This is a genomic window from Stenotrophomonas sp. Iso1, from assembly GCF_027497995.1.
In the GTDB taxonomy this organism is placed as follows: domain Bacteria; phylum Pseudomonadota; class Gammaproteobacteria; order Xanthomonadales; family Xanthomonadaceae; genus Stenotrophomonas.
In genome coordinates this window covers 63874-79347 of sequence record NZ_JAODBT010000004.1, presented here as the reverse complement: position 1 = coordinate 79347, position 15474 = coordinate 63874, and the positions used below count along the sequence as shown (strand labels likewise).

General features: G+C 58.9%; 17 protein-coding genes. 4 read left to right on the top strand and 13 right to left on the bottom strand.

Translation table 11 applies throughout. The annotated features are described in order from the left end of the window. Positions 1-2 precede the first annotated feature (2 nt). From PAN08_RS15435 to PAN08_RS15405, 7 genes are all read right to left on the bottom strand, one after another. Entirely contained in the window at positions 3-281 is a 279-nt protein-coding gene (locus PAN08_RS15435) for a phage holin family protein (RefSeq protein WP_269792403.1), read from the bottom strand. After that, positions 274-618: a putative holin gene (locus PAN08_RS15430; protein ID WP_269792402.1), complete on the bottom strand. Its 345-nt coding sequence runs from the start codon at positions 616-618 to the stop codon at positions 274-276. The genes PAN08_RS15435 and PAN08_RS15430 overlap by 8 nt, the downstream gene beginning before the upstream one ends. Before the next feature lie 2 nt (positions 619-620). Beyond that, positions 621-836 (bottom strand): tail protein X, encoded by a 216-nt coding sequence (locus tag PAN08_RS15425; protein ID WP_269792401.1) that lies wholly within the window; start codon positions 834-836, stop codon positions 621-623. Next, on the bottom strand, positions 836-1303 hold the full coding sequence (locus tag PAN08_RS15420) for a head completion/stabilization protein (protein WP_269792400.1): 468 nt from the start codon (positions 1301-1303) through the stop codon (positions 836-838). The genes PAN08_RS15425 and PAN08_RS15420 overlap by 1 nt, the downstream gene beginning before the upstream one ends. 105 nt (positions 1304-1408) lie before the next feature. Then, a complete protein-coding gene (gene gpM / locus PAN08_RS15415; RefSeq protein ID WP_269792399.1) occupies positions 1409-2140 on the bottom strand; it encodes a phage terminase small subunit in 732 nt (243 codons plus the stop codon). Between the two features lie 4 nt (positions 2141-2144). Next, positions 2145-3158, bottom strand: coding sequence for a phage major capsid protein, P2 family (locus PAN08_RS15410; protein ID WP_269792398.1), 1014 nt, complete (start codon positions 3156-3158; stop codon positions 2145-2147). A 39-nt stretch (positions 3159-3197) separates the two neighbouring features. Beyond that, positions 3198-4049 (bottom strand): GPO family capsid scaffolding protein, encoded by an 852-nt coding sequence (locus PAN08_RS15405; protein WP_269792397.1) that lies wholly within the window; start codon positions 4047-4049, stop codon positions 3198-3200. A 154-nt stretch (positions 4050-4203) separates the two neighbouring features. Here PAN08_RS15405 and PAN08_RS15400 point away from each other — a divergent pair, with 154 nt between their 5' ends. Genes PAN08_RS15400 through PAN08_RS15385 form a run of 4 tightly spaced genes read left to right on the top strand, consistent with a single transcriptional unit; the run spans position 4204 to position 7853 of the window. Next, positions 4204-5961, top strand: coding sequence for a terminase ATPase subunit family protein (locus tag PAN08_RS15400; protein ID WP_269792396.1), 1758 nt, complete (start codon positions 4204-4206; stop codon positions 5959-5961). Beyond that, complete coding sequence (locus PAN08_RS15395) at positions 5961-6974, top strand: phage portal protein (RefSeq protein WP_269792395.1); 1014 nt, start codon at positions 5961-5963, stop codon at positions 6972-6974. The genes PAN08_RS15400 and PAN08_RS15395 overlap by 1 nt, the downstream gene beginning before the upstream one ends. A gap of 8 nt (positions 6975-6982) precedes the next feature. Continuing rightward, entirely contained in the window at positions 6983-7210 is a 228-nt protein-coding gene (locus PAN08_RS15390) for a Com family DNA-binding transcriptional regulator (RefSeq protein ID WP_332840111.1), read from the top strand. Continuing rightward, entirely contained in the window at positions 7143-7853 is a 711-nt protein-coding gene (locus PAN08_RS15385) for a site-specific DNA-methyltransferase (RefSeq protein WP_269792394.1), read from the top strand. Before PAN08_RS15390 ends, PAN08_RS15385 begins: the two co-directional genes overlap by 68 nt. A 29-nt stretch (positions 7854-7882) precedes the next feature. Here PAN08_RS15385 and PAN08_RS15380 read toward each other — a convergent pair whose 3' ends face one another. The 6 genes from PAN08_RS15380 to PAN08_RS15355 all read right to left on the bottom strand — a co-directional run bounded on the left by PAN08_RS15380 (position 7883) and on the right by PAN08_RS15355 (position 15379). Continuing rightward, positions 7883-8977 carry an acyltransferase gene (locus PAN08_RS15380; protein ID WP_269792393.1) on the bottom strand — a complete coding sequence of 365 codons (1095 nt, stop codon included), beginning with the start codon at positions 8975-8977 and terminating at the stop codon, positions 7883-7885. Positions 8978-9139: 162 nt separating this feature from the next. Next, on the bottom strand, positions 9140-10297 hold the full coding sequence (locus PAN08_RS15375; protein ID WP_269792392.1) for a DGQHR domain-containing protein: 1158 nt from the start codon (positions 10295-10297) through the stop codon (positions 9140-9142). Between the two features lie 3 nt (positions 10298-10300). Next, positions 10301-10882 carry a hypothetical protein gene (locus PAN08_RS15370; protein ID WP_269792391.1) on the bottom strand — a complete coding sequence of 194 codons (582 nt, stop codon included), beginning with the start codon at positions 10880-10882 and terminating at the stop codon, positions 10301-10303. A 147-nt stretch (positions 10883-11029) separates the two neighbouring features. Continuing rightward, entirely contained in the window at positions 11030-11908 is an 879-nt protein-coding gene (locus PAN08_RS15365; RefSeq protein WP_269792390.1) for a Dam family site-specific DNA-(adenine-N6)-methyltransferase, read from the bottom strand. Between the two features lie 1028 nt (positions 11909-12936). Continuing rightward, a complete protein-coding gene (locus PAN08_RS15360; protein WP_269792389.1) occupies positions 12937-13665 on the bottom strand; it encodes a hypothetical protein in 729 nt (242 codons plus the stop codon). A 637-nt stretch (positions 13666-14302) separates the two neighbouring features. Continuing rightward, complete coding sequence (locus PAN08_RS15355) at positions 14303-15379, bottom strand: site-specific integrase (protein ID WP_269792388.1); 1077 nt, start codon at positions 15377-15379, stop codon at positions 14303-14305. Between the last annotated feature and the right edge of the window lie 95 nt (positions 15380-15474).

Here is a 15474-nt window from a genome sequence, read left to right as displayed (position 1 = left end):
GGTCAATCGACTCGCAGCAGGCGCGCGACGTTTCCCCGTGCGCGATAGGTGACAACAAGCAGCACAAGCAACACACCCAGCTGCCAGATGCTGACGGTGGTGCGCGATCCGAACAGCAGGATATGCAGGGCTTGGCCGCCGGTGCAGATGATCAGCAGCCAGGCGCACCAACCAACGCCGGGGCGGTGGCGTGCGTGCGGCACGGGGCAGTAGGTCAGCAGGCGAATGCAGATCGCCAAGCTGGCAATGAAGGTGGCGGTGTTCAGGAGGTTGTTAGCCATTGCGATCTCCACCGAAGAAACGGGTTCCGGCGCTGCGCTCGATCAGCGCAAGCGTGATCGTGATGATGCAAGCCGCGCTGAAGAAGGCGGCGAGGCCGGACGATTCAAGGGACAGCTTGCGCATTACCTCCGAACCGCCGAGGTAGCCGCCCACAACGCTGATGGCCAGATACACAAAGCGCTTCCACAATGTCAGATCCTTCGCCGAGACGACAAAGAGCGTCGCGCCTGCGAAAGCGCCGATCAGGGCGTCGCCGTCGATGCCGGGCAGCAGCGATGCCAGTCCCACGCTGGTTGCCAGTGCGACCATGCTGCCGGTTGAGGTTGGTTCGGTCATCGTCAATCCCAAAGCTGAAGGAGGGGGCGCGCAACGGCGCCGCTGGTGAGGGGTGAGGGAGCGGGAAGTTCGACCGCTGTTCCCATGGGCAGGATTGGCCCGTGCAAGCTGATGCCGTAGTTCAGTTCGAGCACCTGCTCGACCATGCCGGCCGTCCTGCCCAGGTGTCGGTGGCAAAGGGCGTCGATGGTGTCGCCCTGCTGCGCATAGACACGCATCAGATCAGTTCCACGGTCACGCGCCGCGTGCCCAGTACGTCGCTGATGGCGTAACGCAGATCCCTACGCATTTCATCAATGGTCGGCGTCAGGTCATCGGCGCGTTGGTTACCCTGTGCCGTAGCGTCGTAGGAGCGGAAGCGTTCGTGCAGTTCCACGGTGGTGGCGCAATAGACCGCCCGCAGGTAGAGCTGCACCAGGCGCGAGTTGCCGTCGATCAGTGGCGACGGAATGGCATCCATCGTTGCGTGGCCTTTGTCTTGCTGGGCTTCGCTCCACGTTGCCAGTTCGTCGTTGACCGCAATCACGGCACCGACCACGGCCGCGCGCAGACGCTCGTTCGTGACATCGCCGGTGAGCCGCACCGCCGCCCGTAGGGAGGGCATGACGATGGCAGGCCAGAACGCACCCGATGTCACATCCGGTTCCTGCTTCGCTGGTGATGCGTTGGCTACCAAACCGCTCATGAGGATCTCGATAAATCGCCGGTGGTCGGGGCGTCACCGAAAGGGAGAGATTTCTTTCGGATCAGCCCCGAGCCGGCGGGGTTGCGGGGACGCTCGGTGAATGACTCAGCCGGTGAGCTGGCTGGCCATGTGTTTCTTCAGAAGGCGCTCGGCGCTTTCCAGATCCTTCTTGCCGCCGCATCCGTCATGCAACTGGATGGCACGGCGCAGGGATTCAATTGCGAAGTTGAGTTGTGGCGCCGGGTCGAACGGCTGACCGTCCTGCGGTTCATCGCTGGCCTTGGCGATGGCTTTCAGGATCCACCGCGAGCGGGCCAACAGCAGCTTGGCGCGCACCTGGTCGGGCATGTCCTGGCCTTCGGTGATGATCATGGCCTGATCCAGTACGGCAGGATCGAACTCTGTCTCGGCACGCAGGGCGTTCAGTGCGACCTCGGCGACTTCTTCGGCCACTACGCAGCCGGTGGTGCGCTCGAAGCGGTCCGGCATGGCCAGGTTGTGCCGCAGCACGTACTCGGCCACACGCATGCCCTCTGCGTAGCGCCCGGCATCGATGTTCCACAGCATCACCGTGGTGACGACTTCATCGGCGGCACCTTGACCGGCATCGAGCACGCCCTCGATGTACGCGTCGTAGGCTGGCAACAGCTGCACCTTCAGCTGCGCCTTGCCCTCGCCGGACTGGATCTGCTTCAGGCGGCCGCGATCCGATGCCAACTGCAACATCATCTGTTCGTAGATGCCGGTGCCGGGCATCAGTTGGTTGCTACCGTTGCCGGCGGCGGCTTTCGCCGCCAGCACGCGCTGCATGTGACGACGGGCGGGGCTATCGGCCATGGCCTCAGCCCCCGACCTTGATGTTCTCAATCACGCAGCCGAAACCGTAGTCCTCGACCACATAGCCATCATTGGACGACTCGTAGTTGACCACGCGGTTCTTCTTCGCCTCCTCTTCGACGTGACGGCGGCGGCCACCGATCTGCCAGTAGAGCGAGAGATTCTTCAGGCTGGTGATCATCATGGCGTTGGGCGGCATGAACGGGACATCCACCGGCTGCAATCCGCCGATGCGTTTTGCACCCAGCACCAGATCGGCCGCCAGCTGTTCCGTCGGGGCGTTGTCTTTGTTGATGATCGGGAAGTACTTGTCGTGAATCAGCTCACGGCCGAGGATCACGACCAGGTTCGGATCGCGTGCATACCAAGGCTCGATCATGGTGGACACAGCGTCCATGACCAGGGCATCGAGGTTGGCATAGTCGGAATCGGCGCCGCCGATCTTCACAACGCCTGCCGTCTTGCCCTCAGTCAATACGCGCTGTGGAGCCTTCTCACGATAGTGCTGCAGCCAGCCCTTGTTGACGTCCTGCAACAGCGGATTCGCTGCGCGGTTGGTCGTGGCCTCAACGCTGGTGCCGTTGAAACCGATCATGATGCGATCCAGTGCTTGGCGGGTCACGATGGCATCGCGCACCAACGGCTGGAAGTTCTTCTGACGTGCCCAGGCATCCAGCTGCGCGTAGTACATCGCGGTGTCGAAGTCGGTCTGAACGCACTTGTACTCGTTGCTGTCCAGCGTGACCGGGTTGCCGGGCTTGCGCTCGCCGTCGCCGGTCGTATCGGTGCGGCCGGCGATGGTGCCGCCCACGCCGACGCCGATCTTCTGACCCTGCAAGTCAGTCACACCGATGACGTTGATGGCCGACAGAAAGGCGCTGCTCTCCTGAATCCGGCCTTCCATCGTCTGCTGCACGTTGGGGGTAACGGTGAAGGCCTTGGACGGATCCGCCACGCCGTTGAGGTTGGCAAGTCGTTGGGTGTACTGATCGAACAGCACACGGGTTTCGCTACGCATCAGATGCTCCTGAATCTTGAAGGGTGGGGTGTGCTGCGATCAGCAGTCGGTGGCGTCGTCACCGCTCTTGCCGGTGACCACGGGGCGCTGGGTGTAGCTCTGCGGGGTTTCGTTCAGCACCTTGGCCAGAGCCGCCAGCTGGGTGCAGAATTCCTTGAGCCGGCCGTCTCCCAGCGCCACCTTCTGCTTAAGGGATTCGATTTCTTCATCTTGGGCATCTACGGTTTCGGCCAGCTGGGTGCAGAACGCGGCGAAGTCCGGTGCGTCGTCTTCTTTCGGCTCGGGTTCCGGCTTGGGCTTGATTCCTAGCGTCTTGAACAGGTTTGCGAATTTGGACTGGCGCGGCGCCGGTTGTTCGACTTCCTCGAACTCAATGGTGGTTTCTGCTGCCGCAGAGAACAGATTCTCGGGCTGCTGCTTGCGGTCGTTCAGCGGGTTCTTGTCCAGCTGCGCAGCGAACGTCAGCATCTCGGTGCCCAAACTGGCCGGCGAATCAGTAACGGCCAGGCCGCACAGATACGCCTTGCCGCTGTCGGCAAACTTCGGCGCAATCTCAATGCTGGTGAACATCTTCTGCTTCAGCACGTTGACCATGTTGATAAGGTCATCAGTCGGCTGGATCTGAGCGAACAGCGCCAGCTTCTTGCTTCCGTTGATGTCCACTTCCTCGCTCTTCAGAGCAAGCACGTCGCCGTAGGCGCGGAAGGCGCTGTCGGCAAGGATGCCGCGAATGTGCTCCATCCAGATGCGAGCGCCGTAGACCACCGGATCATAGGTGGCGGCCATGTCCTCGATGTCCTGGCGCTCGATGTTGCGACCGTCACAGGTGGCACCTTCGACGGCCACGCGGAAGAACTTGGAACGGAACTTCTTGTCTTTTTTGGTGGCCATCTCGCCCTCTGCAATTGCCGTTGAGCATCGTTGTTGATGCGATGTCTCATGTTCGGCATGGCGCGAATGACCATCAACGACGTTGACGTGTAAACGCTGCGATTACAGGGCGATTGCGTGTCGCGCGCGCGCCGGGCCGCTCAACCTAGCTGCAATGAATAGCGTTTCCGACCAGCTGCAGATGGATCCCCGCCGACAAGCCAAGTTCCTTTACTGGATGGGCTGGCGTGTGTGCGACATCGCCGACGCCACGGGCGAGAAGGAACGCACCATACACAGCTGGAAGTCGCGCGACGAATGGGATCGCGCGGACAACGTCGAACGCATTGGCGGAGCGCTGGAAGCGCGCTTGTGCGTGCTGATCATGAAGGATGGAAAGACCGGCGGCGACTTCAAAGAGATTGACCTGCTGCACCGGCAGCTTGAGCGGCAGGCGCGGATCCAACGCTACCAAGATGGCGGAAATGAAAAGGATCTGAATCCGAAGGTTGCCAACCGTAACTCCGTCCCGAAGCAGAAGCCACGCAAGAACAGCTTCAGCGAAGAGGAAGTGGAGAAGCTGCAGCAGGCGTTCTTGGATGGCTGCTTCGACTACCAGAAGGATTGGTATCGGGCCGGCAATGAGCGCACCCGCGTCATCCTGAAGTCACGCCAGATCGGTGCCACCTACTACTTCGCCCGTGAAGCGCTGATCGATGCCCTGACTACAGGGCGAAATCAGATTTTCCTGAGTGCATCCAAGAGCCAGGCGCACATCTTCCTTGGCTACATGCGCGGCTTCATCCGCGATGTGCTCGACCGTGACCTGACCGGTGACCCGATTACCTTGGGCAACGGCGCCGAAATGTTTTTCCTTGGCACCAATGCGCGCACGGCGCAGGGCTATCACGGGAACTTCTATTTCGACGAATTCTTCTGGACGTATGGTTTCAACCAGTTGAACAAAGTGGCCAGCGGTATGGCCATGCACAAGCAGTGGCGCCGCACGTACTTCAGTACGCCGTCCACGATGGCCCATGAGGCCTACGACTTCTGGACGGGCGAGCGCTTCAACAAGGGGCGGCCCACGTCGCAGCACTTGAACGTGGACGTCAGCCACGGGCGTTTGGCCGGTGGTCGCCGCTGCGAGGACGCCATGTGGCGGCAGATTGTGACCGTGCTCGATGCCGCTGGGCGTGGTTGCGACCTGTTCGACATTGAGGAATTGAAGCGCGACTACAGCCCGGAGGAATTCGCCAACCTGCTGATGTGCGAGTTCGTGGACGACAGCGCCAGCGTGTTCCCACTGACCATGCTGCAGCCCTGCATGGTGGACAGCTGGGTGGAGTGGGAAGGGGAGTACAAGCCCTTTGCACTACGCCCCTATGGCGATTGGCCGGTGTGGGTGGGCTACGATCCGGCCGAGACAGGCGACAGTGCCGGCATCGTGGTGGTGGCACCGCCGCAGACGCAGGGCGGCAAATTTCGCGTTCTCGAACGCCATCAGTTCAAGGGCATGGACTTCGCCGCGCAGGCGGCTTTCATCCAGAAGATCACGCAGCGGTACTGGGTGACCTATATCGGCATCGACACGACGGGCATGGGCACCGGCGTGGCCCAGCTGGTGAAGCAGTTCTTCCCGAACCTCACCACCTTCAGTTACTCCCCGGAAGTGAAGTCACGGCTGGTGCTTAAGGCGTATGACGTGATCAAGAACGAGCGATTGGAATACGACGCGGGTTGGACGGATCTCACGCAGTCGCTGATGGCAATCAATAAAACGATCACGGCCAGTGGCCGGCAGATCACCTACACGGCTGGCCGCACCCGCACCACGGGGCACGCTGACCTGGCATGGGCGTTGTTGCACGCGCTGCAGAACGAACCGCTGGAAGGCACCGCCGCCGCCCGCAGCACCATGGAGATTTACTAATGAGCGATACCGCCAAGGATGCCCCGCAGGCGCCCACGGGCAAGTTTGAGGCGTTCACGTTTGGCGAGCCGACGCCTGTGCTCGACTCGCGCGGGCTGCTGGACTACCTCGAATGCTGGCGCAATGGCCGTTACTTTGAGCCGCCGGTGGATCTACACGGCCTGTCCCGCACCACGCGGTCGAACCCGTACTTGCAAAGCGGCTTGACCTTCAAGCGCAACATGCTGGTGCGCACGTTCAAGCCGAACCGTCTGCTGTCGCGCTCTCAGTTCGCCCAGCTGGCCTTGGACTTCCTCACCTTTGGCATGGCCTACGTCGAGCGTCAGAACGCGCTGTCGGGCGGCGCATTGCGCCTCAACGTGCCGTTGGCTCAGTACATGCGCCGGGGTGTCGTGGATGGTGAGTTCTTTCAGGTGCGAGCTGGTCAGGCCGAACATGAGTTCAGGCCCGGAAGTGTGTTCCAGCTGCGTGAGGCGGATGTCGACCAGGAGGTCTACGGGTTGCCCGAATGGATGCCCGCAATTCAGTCGGCGTTGCTCAATGAATCGGCCACGCTGTTCCGACGCAAGTACTACACCAACGGCTCACACGCGGGTTTCATCCTGTACCTGTCGGATCCACAAGTGAATGATGCGGACGTGACCAGCTTGCGCGAAGCACTGAAGGATGCTCGTGGCCCGGGCAATTTCAAGAACCTGTTCTTGCATTCGCCGGGCGGCAAGAAGGATGGCGTGCAGTTGATCCCGGTCAGTGAGGTGGCGGCCAAAGATGAATTCAACGGCATCAAGAGCGTGACACGCGATGACATGCTGGCCTCGCTGCGTGTGCCACCTCAGTTGATCGGCATCGTGCCGCAGAACAGTGGTGGCTTTGGATCAATTCGTGAAGCCGCGTTGGTGTGGGCTGCGATGGAGCTGCAGCCCTTGCAATCGCGCATGGAAGCGATCAACGAATGGCTTGGCATCGAAGCGATCAGCTTCGAGCAATTTGATCTGGCAGCAGCAGGTACGTGAAGTAAGTGATGAAAGAAATGCGCTGCGGCGCTTGCGCCCGGTTGCTTGCAAAGGGCACCGGGCTTTACGAATTACAAATCAAATGCACCCGCTGTGGAGTGCTGAATCACATGAAGGCCGAGAGCCTCCCAATGGATCGCCGCGAGCGACACCAAGAAGGCTCCAACAATGAAGAACGAACTGATCCACGGCGACGCTCTGAGCGTCCTTCCCACACTGCCGTCCGGCAGCTTTGATGCGCTGATCACTGATCCGCCCTATGCCAGCGGCGGGGTACATGCCGCATCGCGGCAGCAGTCGCCGCAGACGAAGTACATGCAGAGCGGCAGCCGGCAGCTGCACGCTGACTTCGTCGGTGACGAGCGCGACCAACGCTCACACTTGGCATGGATGCGGTTGTGGTTGGCCGAGTGCCACCGTGTGCTGAAGGAAGGCGCGCCGGTGCTGCTGTTCACTGACTGGCGGCAGCTGCCGCTCACAACGGATGCGCTGCAGTGTGCGGGGTTCACGTGGCGCGGGGTGGCTGTGTGGGACAAAACGGAAGGGGTACGGCCACAGAAGGGACGCTTCCGCAATCAGGCCGAGTATGTGGTCTGGGGTAGCAAAGGCCACATGCCGCTGGCGCGCCGAGCGCCGGTGCTACCTGGTGTGGTGCGGGAGGCTGTGCGTAAGGTGGACAAGCACCATATGACCGGAAAGCCAACCGACCTGATGCGGCAGCTGGTGCGGATCTGTGAGACCGGCGGGCGGATCCTAGATCCCTTCGCCGGTTCGGGAACAACGCTCGTTGCAGCCCGTGAAGAGGGATACGCCTACACGGGCATCGAGATGACAGAGCACTACTGGCAGGTGGCGCAGCAAAGGCTGGTCACACCGTAAGGTTGTTCCCAACCGCGCCCAGCAAGGCATCAGCTAGGGCGCGGTTGGCCTAGAGCATTGGCGTCGCCACGCTGCAATTTAGGTGCCTCCCTGCGCGGGGACGTGGATAGCCTTAAAAGCGGTCTTTCTACGACGACGTAGAACACCCGCGAGATCACATAGCACGCCACCACCATGGCGATGACGAAGGCCGCGTGCTGAATCAGCGTGTATCCGACACCCGCCAGAGTCCAAATGCGCGCGACGGCGCTCATGACGAACAAGTGCGTCAGGTACAGCGCGAAAGATGAATCGCCAAGCGCCGATAGCCAAGTGGGCACGCGGATAGACCCTGCGTGTTCCATCCGCACCATGCCGGCGATCAGCAGGATTGCACCGCCGCCATACACCGCCACGCGCTGCCACTGATGCAGGGGCGCGACGTGTCCCCAAGCGACGAAGCCCATGCCGCCCACTATTGCAGCGGCGCCGATCAGTGCAAGGAAGGGCGCAACGTTCACGGGTATCGCCCGCCAATAGATTCCGAGCAACGCGCCGCCAATGAACTCCAACGTCAAGGGGCTACACGCGAGCCTTGCAGCCGAGCCGGCATCGGTGGGCAGCAACGGGCCGATGCTGGCCACGCCCATCGCCCAGGCGATCAGATAGGCGGTCACGAATCGTTCGGGGACAACGGCGATGGCTGCAGCGAAGACCAGATAGAAATAGGCCTCATGCACCAACGTCCATCCAACAGGCAGGATCGGCAGTTGTGCCTGCGGCAATAGCAAGAGCGAGGCGGCGATCTCTTGGCCTGTCGGCTGAATGCCAATCAGCGAAGGCGCGGCAAATGCCAGCGCTGCAATGCCGATGGTCAGGAGCCAGTAGGTGGGCAGGATCCGCCAAGCGCGCTTGGACAGGAACTGCAGGGCTGCACGCGGGCCGACGTAACGCTCGGTGGCCAGTGTTGTCATGAGGAAGCCAGATAGCGCGAAGAACAGATCCACACCGCTATCGGCCTGCCGGGCAAATGCGCCGAGCAGTGAATGCCCCGACAGGTATTTGGCTTCATAGGGCTGTAGGTGGAACAGCACAACACCCAAAGCCGCAATGGCACGTAGCGCCTGCAATGACTGAAACCGCAAACCTCACTCCGTGTCGTGCTGCTCCTGATGCGTGAATGGTATCGCGCCACGGAGGCGGCGGCGAGGCCGTGGTAATCAAGCACTATGCCGACGTGGCTAGAGCGCGGCTTTCCGCCACAGGCCTCTGAAGTTACGGCGCGGCCCAGAGGTCGCGCCGTTCTGTTAAGCATCTAGGCGAAGCTGACCGAGCAACGTGTGATATAGCAAAGTCTCGCCACTAGTCCCGGGCTTGTAGGTCTCGGTCGTTATCTCTTCGTCCTTCAATTTTGCCCGGCTGAATAGTGCCAAAAATTGAGCCTGTGAGACCAACTCTCCAGGCGCCACAAAGTGGAGATAGGCGGGGCGCAGCAACCTCATCAGTGCGCGGAAGCCGTTGGTCTTATTCAAAACGGCGCCATCCCCAAGGCCCGCCCATGCAACAGGCCATCGCTCGCGAACGGCGGAGAAATAGTTGAAGAGGATATCCGCGATGTCCATATCTCTCTCTTCAATGAACATGTTGCGGAAGATGAGTTTCCTCGCTTCGTCGGAGTCCGCCCGAGCTGGCTTGCTGTTACGCAGATAGAGGTCGCGATCCGTGGTGGCATCGGAAGTCATATAGCGAAGAAGCGACTCCACAAATGTGGCCTGGGTCAGCGTCTCGGTGAAGCGACCTTGGGTTGCTACACCCAGCCTCTTTATTCTCTTATTGAACGGGCTGGCATCAGCTCTATCCAGCGCCACCGCGATAGTGTGTGCCGTCTTTTGCGGACTACGTGATTTGGAATACTCGAAAAGGTCGTATACGAGGCTCTTGCTGACCTTTGTCTGAGCAAGGTTGACGACAGAGAAAATGTAGGCTTGGCTCTCTATGTCCATCTCAATGAAGATCGAGACATTAACTTCAAATTTTGGGTGTCCGTTATGCAGGTGCTGCAAGCCTTCGATTCGGTGCTGTCCATCCAGCACTCGCGCAATCTGAGTTCGATCTATTCGGATTTCGCCTTCCAACACATTTGTCAACGTGAGGGACTTTGCGTCCTCATTGTAGGTAGCACAGATGCCCGGGACAGCCAAGATAACGGCTGTAGGGAAGCACGCATCAATAGTGTTCACGTACTTGCCGATTTCTTTCACGCGCTTCGGATTTACCTCGCGCTGAATGCCCAAGTATTCGTCCATTTCGCGTCCGCCTCGTAGCTCGCGGACATCGGAGAAGGTGATCTCGCGAAGGAGTGCAGAATCGATGGACGCGACGTAGAAGTCACCGATAGGCTGGCTAACGCGAATGCAGGGAAGCGTTATGGAATAGGGGTCGTTGAGGATGCTTTGCTGTTTCATTGTTTATCCCCCGTTCCTGCTGTTAAACCGAGCGGTCATGTCATCTGCTGCGTCATTCCTGAGGGGGGGGGCGTCCGCCGCTTCCTCTGCAGGGTGGCGGGCATTGAACGCCGCAGCGAAGTCGTTCACGGGTTCTTTGAGGCTCTCTTCCGCGTTGAAGCTTGCCGTACTCTTTCGATAAACAGTGGTGAGGTATCTCATCACTACAACGACGAGCGCGATGCAAATGGAAGCTCGATACAGGAACTGTGAATCAAACAATCCGGCTGCTTGCGTTTCACGGGAGGCTAGGACAAAAGCATAGAAGCCCGAAGCTAGTACCCCGAGGAGCAGGATCAATGCAAAGTGATAGGTTCGCCCAGGAAATTGCTTACTGGTATCCGGGTCTTCCGCAGAGGCAAGTAGGATTGGTCCCAGCATGCCGACGGCGAAGATGAAGAGCTGGCCAGTGCTGACAGTCGATTCAAGGATAGCGCTGTTGCTTTTCCCCTTGTTGACCAAGAACGCCTTAAGAAAGATCGCTGTGACCCAGAACGTGGCCGTGCCGAACAGAATCGTAATTGAGAACTCTTTTAATGAGTCCACGTGATTCTTGACAGTGCAATTTGTTAATGGTCCGACAATTGGAATTCGGCCAAATTTCCGTTGGCAGCTAGAAACGAAAATATCCCATCGGCTCGGCCCAGTCGTAGGGCTGGGGTTCGGTTGCGGCGTCATTCCCTGATCTCCGTTCTAGCCTATTGCTAAAATTTCTGCGTAATTTCCACGCACACCCCCCGTACCTGCGATGGCACTGTAGCGCGACAAAGGGAACAACCTGAAGTCACCTTCATACAGTTCCCGGATACTAGCGTGGTCGGCATTGGTACACATCACTACGGCGCCCCGCATCTTTGCTCTGTGCAAAGCATCACGGAGGCGCTCTTGGTCGGCCCATGAAAACAGCTGCTCGTTGTACTTGATGAAACCATTGAACTGGTGGCGGACCGTGTAGGGGGGGTCGGCGAAGACCAGATCTCCAGCACCTGCGCGGTCGATTTGCTTCTCGAAGTCGCCCGCTTGAATATCAACGCCCTCTAAGAGTCGAGCAACCGACTCGAAATCGTCGCTCTCCAAGATTGCGCGCTTCTTGGTTCCGATAGGTGTATTGAAAATGCCCGCTCGGTTTACGCGATAAAGCCCATTCCAACATGTTCGGTTCAAATAAATGAACTTTGCAGCGCGCCCGACGACGGATGTCGGGCGGCTTGCCCGGATCATGTAGTAGTAATCCGCTGTGTGGAGCCTGTCGTGGTGGGCGAGTTTGCGTCGCACTGCGCGCCAGTCGCTGGCGATCGCTCTATAGGTCTCTACGAGTTCGGCGTTGCTGTCCGACAGGAGCGCGCGCGCCGGCCTAAGTCCAAAGAACATGGCCCCACTGCCCAGAAAGGGCTCGATATACGTGCCTTCGCAGCGCCCCTGTAGCTCTAGTGCAAGAGGCATCAACCATCTTTTGCCGCCCGCCCACTTGAGAAAGGGGAGCACACCTGGGGGCAACGCGCCCGCTCTGGCGGACCGAGCCTGCGTGGGCTGCCGGTCCAGGATCTGCTCAACCTTGGCCCTCAGTTCCATCTGATGGTGCTTCCCCTTCACTTCCATGAGGGAAGTATGGCCGAACCGCGCCCCCTAGCACAGCTCTGGTGCATCCCGGCGCGCGCACTCGTCTCCCCGCCACGCCTGCGGGCTTCATGGGGCACTTTTCCTGCACCCCCTGCAGTAGCGGTCGGGAGCGGCCCTGTATGGCGATTGATGGGGTTTCCAGCATCGCGCCAACCCTGCGGATCCCTGCGGCGGTGGGCTGCTGTGAGGGCGCCTCCATGCCGCTTACGTGCGGAGGCGGCGAAGGCAAGATTTTTCGGCTCGGGTCGGGGAACAGGTAACAAGGTAATTTTAGCCGAAAAGACGGTGTAAGTATTTGATGCGAAAGGGAGATTGAAGATTACCTTTGCAGGTAACTTCAGGTAATTTTCTTGGAGGCTGAAAGTTATGTCATTGATTTATAAGGATTGCTATCGATCAAAAGATTACCCTCTAAAAAGGTAATCTGATTACCGCATCATTACCCTATTGTTACCTTTGATAAGTTTATATAAGTATATGTTTTATAAGGAATAATGCCTTCTTCCTTGTGGGTGATTACCTTAATTACCCAATCCCCTGCCCGTTCCGAAAAATTCTCTATAAAGGGTTGGAAAGCTGTCCGGCCTCACTGGCGCACCTTCGCTCACTCGTTTGATCGCCTCGGGCGACGACGGCTCTGTGAGGGAGGTGATGGCGGCCGCTCAGACGGCGGAAGGGTGCCGGGCGCTATGCCGGAACTCAGCCCGTCGTAGGTCTCCTCGATGCGCGCATGCCACTTGGCCACCCAGGCACAGAGAAAGCGAACGCCGGCATCGACGTCGTCGTGGAACTCGCTGGACAGGTGGAGGTTCCCGACATTCCGCTCGGATCTCGCTCTGCCGGTAGGAAGTGGTGTAACGAAGGCAATCAAGCGTCCGCGCAGCAACACGCCGGGGCCTTCCATCCAAGGGCGGATCTCGAAGTTAGGAGGGAGTTGCACGGGGAAATCCTTCGATGCGGCGCTGCACTTTTTCAGGGCACTAGGGCTTCATGTTCAATCCACGCGGCCAAAGAGTCGAAGACTTAATTAGTGAGGACTCGTACGCTTTGGCAGCTTCCTTGCTCAACCCGTATGAAGATACATCGTGAACGCAAATCACCTCTTGCCCCTGCATCGCACGGATGGCGTTATGGAAACGGGTAGACGAAAGCTTTTCTTGAGCGCTTTGTACATGCTCCATGTATCGCTTCTGCCATGAGCGACGGGTAATCCCCACGTAGCTCATACCCTTGATCGTTTCATAGCCATCGCGCGACTTGGTAAACATGAAAGCTTTGAGCTTCTCCATGTCACTGCCGTTGGTCATTACCTCTTGAATTTCCGCCGTGTCAAAGAGCGGGCGCTTGTAGGTATGACGGTATACGGTGTGATCACCTGATGGCTCGTAGAACGAAGAACAGAATGCCAGCGGGACGCATAGCAACGTTTGCCCACCGAATACTCGATGCTGGCTCTCAATGAAAAAGCTGATGCCACTCAATGAAGTGGCATCGCGTGTCACGATGATCATCATCGCGCCGGAGTCCACATCGAGGTGGCAGATCAACTGAAGGCCGAAGTGGGGCGTGCCCAGCCTAATTGACTCGCTCAGCTCCAGCGCCAAGATTTCGATGTCGGGTAGATGCGAAGCAGTGTCCATAGCCATTTCGGCATTGAAATGGTGGCCAAAAAAATATTCGAGAGCTTTGTGGTTCAACAATGTTGTCATCGGCAGATCCGCCTGTAAGGTTCGTCGCTCCCTTCCGGGGGAGGGGCTGTGCTTGAGGACCGCTTAACTTTCTAGAGAGGCCCGCGAGCAGTGTCGTGCAGCTTTCCCTCGAACTAGTACCCGACATTCTCTAGGAATTGTGGCACCCCCGTGGTGTGTGACCACTTATGGCTCAGTGCTGATGCACTCTTGCGAAGCTGCTGGAGATCAATCCAATGCTCCCGAGCGATTGAATTGTCCGGGAGCGTTGCGTGTTCCTGCATTACAAGTGAGATTTCTTGTTCCCAAGGATGCCGGTCCATATTGGACACTGCTGGAATCCCTGCGGCCTTGAGAAGTTGGGCGTTCGTCTCGACTACGATTCCAAATTGCTCGGTGTCCCAGCGCCTCTGAAGCGCGTAGTACGCGGCTACGTCAAACGAAGAACTAAACGACAATAGTGCGAGCGCAAAGTATGGGCTATCGATAGTGTGCATGCTCAGCGCGTTTCCCAGAGATGGTCCTCCTATGGTGATATGCGTATCGCCGGCCCCCACCTTTGTTTCCCCGGCATACAGTTGCTCGGCAACTCTATCGCTCCTGCGAGTCAGACCTAGGCGCGATTTGTATTCTGACTCACTCATGCCCCTGTAAAGATTCATTCGGTGGATTCCTCTGGGAGGGGGCGATGCAACGACTCTGGACGTAGCTGTGTATACCGCTTCAGCTCGTTCCATGATTCATGCAGGGTGACTGCGGCCACTTCGGGGATGTCGTAGCCCTGCTCGAACAGGCGCGACGTCGCTTCATGGCGCAGATCATGGAAATGCAGGTTTTGGATGGCCAGGCGGATACACGCGCGCGTAAAGGCAGTTCCGACCGAGGACGTGTTGTACGGGAAGATCCTATCCTCGCCATCCCGTTGTGGCTGGCGCTGAACTATCTCCCAGGCCTCACCGAGCAGGGGGAATCGTTTGTGATTGCCGCTCTTTTGGCGTGGATGCTTGGCATCGCGTAGTAATGCAGTTCGTGTTTTTGCATCCAGATCCGACCACAGCAGGCGTGTGATTTCCCCCTCGCGCTTTGCTGTGAGGATGGCGAAATCGATGATGTCCACCATCGGTATCTGTGACCGCCATGCTGCGGCGGCGAACAGCTGCCGCAGCTGCTGCAGCTCGTCGTCAGTTGGTCGCCTATCTCGGCGCTTGGACTTGCCGACGAGGCGAAGTAGGCGCAACACGGGGCGTGCTTCGGCAACTGGATCGCTGGTCAGTTTCACACCTTTCAATGGCGCGGCTAGTTTCAGCAGCTCCGAGAGGTATCCCAACTCGACGTTCATGGTTGCTGGGGAGCAAGCAGGGATAATGAGGCCGTTGGCCATCATGTGTTCGCCTTGGACTCGCCGGCGTGTGTACTCGATGATCTCGGTGGACGTAAGGCGTCGGGCCACGATTTCGCCCAGTCCTTCACGCAATCGCGTCAGGTTTCCCGTGTGGGTTTTGGTCACTGCCTTGACGCTGCCCAAGGTGTCTATGCGCCAGTCGATCAGTTCACCGATGGTGGTGCTCTCTCCTGGTGTGCCGCCGCGCGCCTCCATGTCGGCCATTTCGCGTTCGATACGGTCGGCCCATGTCTTGGCGGCGGTCTTGGTAGGGAACGTCCGGCTCTGTGTCGTGTGGCCCTTACGGCGCACAATGGCGCGCCATTTGCCGTTGCGTGATTGAAGAGTTGCCATCGCTGTACCCGTCCTTGATGTACCAGGTCATTCTTGGTACGCGGATGGTACAGATGAATGGGAAAAGCTGGGAAAAGCCGGGAGTTATCGGGCAC

Excerpts from the sequence above, each read along its gene's own strand:
- PAN08_RS15355 (WP_269792388.1), bottom strand. The coding sequence starts at position 15,379 with ATGGCAACTCTTCAATCACGCAACGGCAAATGGCGCGCCATTGTGCGC.
- PAN08_RS15375 (WP_269792392.1), bottom strand. The coding sequence starts at position 10,297 with ATGAAACAGCAAAGCATCCTCAACGACCCCTATTCCATAACGCTTCCC.
- PAN08_RS15395 (WP_269792395.1), top strand. The coding sequence starts at position 5,961 with ATGAGCGATACCGCCAAGGATGCCCCGCAGGCGCCCACGGGCAAGTTT.
- PAN08_RS15360 (WP_269792389.1), bottom strand. The coding sequence starts at position 13,665 with ATGACAACATTGTTGAACCACAAAGCTCTCGAATATTTTTTTGGCCAC.
- PAN08_RS15435 (WP_269792403.1), bottom strand. The coding sequence starts at position 281 with ATGGCTAACAACCTCCTGAACACCGCCACCTTCATTGCCAGCTTGGCG.
- PAN08_RS15420 (WP_269792400.1), bottom strand. The coding sequence starts at position 1,303 with ATGAGCGGTTTGGTAGCCAACGCATCACCAGCGAAGCAGGAACCGGAT.
- PAN08_RS15365 (WP_269792390.1), bottom strand. The coding sequence starts at position 11,908 with ATGGAACTGAGGGCCAAGGTTGAGCAGATCCTGGACCGGCAGCCCACG.
- PAN08_RS15400 (WP_269792396.1), top strand. The coding sequence starts at position 4,204 with ATGAATAGCGTTTCCGACCAGCTGCAGATGGATCCCCGCCGACAAGCC.
- gpM (WP_269792399.1), bottom strand. The coding sequence starts at position 2,140 with ATGGCCGATAGCCCCGCCCGTCGTCACATGCAGCGCGTGCTGGCGGCG.
- PAN08_RS15385 (WP_269792394.1), top strand. The coding sequence starts at position 7,143 with ATGAAGAACGAACTGATCCACGGCGACGCTCTGAGCGTCCTTCCCACA.
- PAN08_RS15410 (WP_269792398.1), bottom strand. The coding sequence starts at position 3,158 with ATGCGTAGCGAAACCCGTGTGCTGTTCGATCAGTACACCCAACGACTT.
- PAN08_RS15405 (WP_269792397.1), bottom strand. The coding sequence starts at position 4,049 with ATGGCCACCAAAAAAGACAAGAAGTTCCGTTCCAAGTTCTTCCGCGTG.
- PAN08_RS15430 (WP_269792402.1), bottom strand. The coding sequence starts at position 618 with ATGACCGAACCAACCTCAACCGGCAGCATGGTCGCACTGGCAACCAGC.
- PAN08_RS15425 (WP_269792401.1), bottom strand. The coding sequence starts at position 836 with ATGCGTGTCTATGCGCAGCAGGGCGACACCATCGACGCCCTTTGCCAC.
- PAN08_RS15390 (WP_332840111.1), top strand. The coding sequence starts at position 6,983 with ATGAAAGAAATGCGCTGCGGCGCTTGCGCCCGGTTGCTTGCAAAGGGC.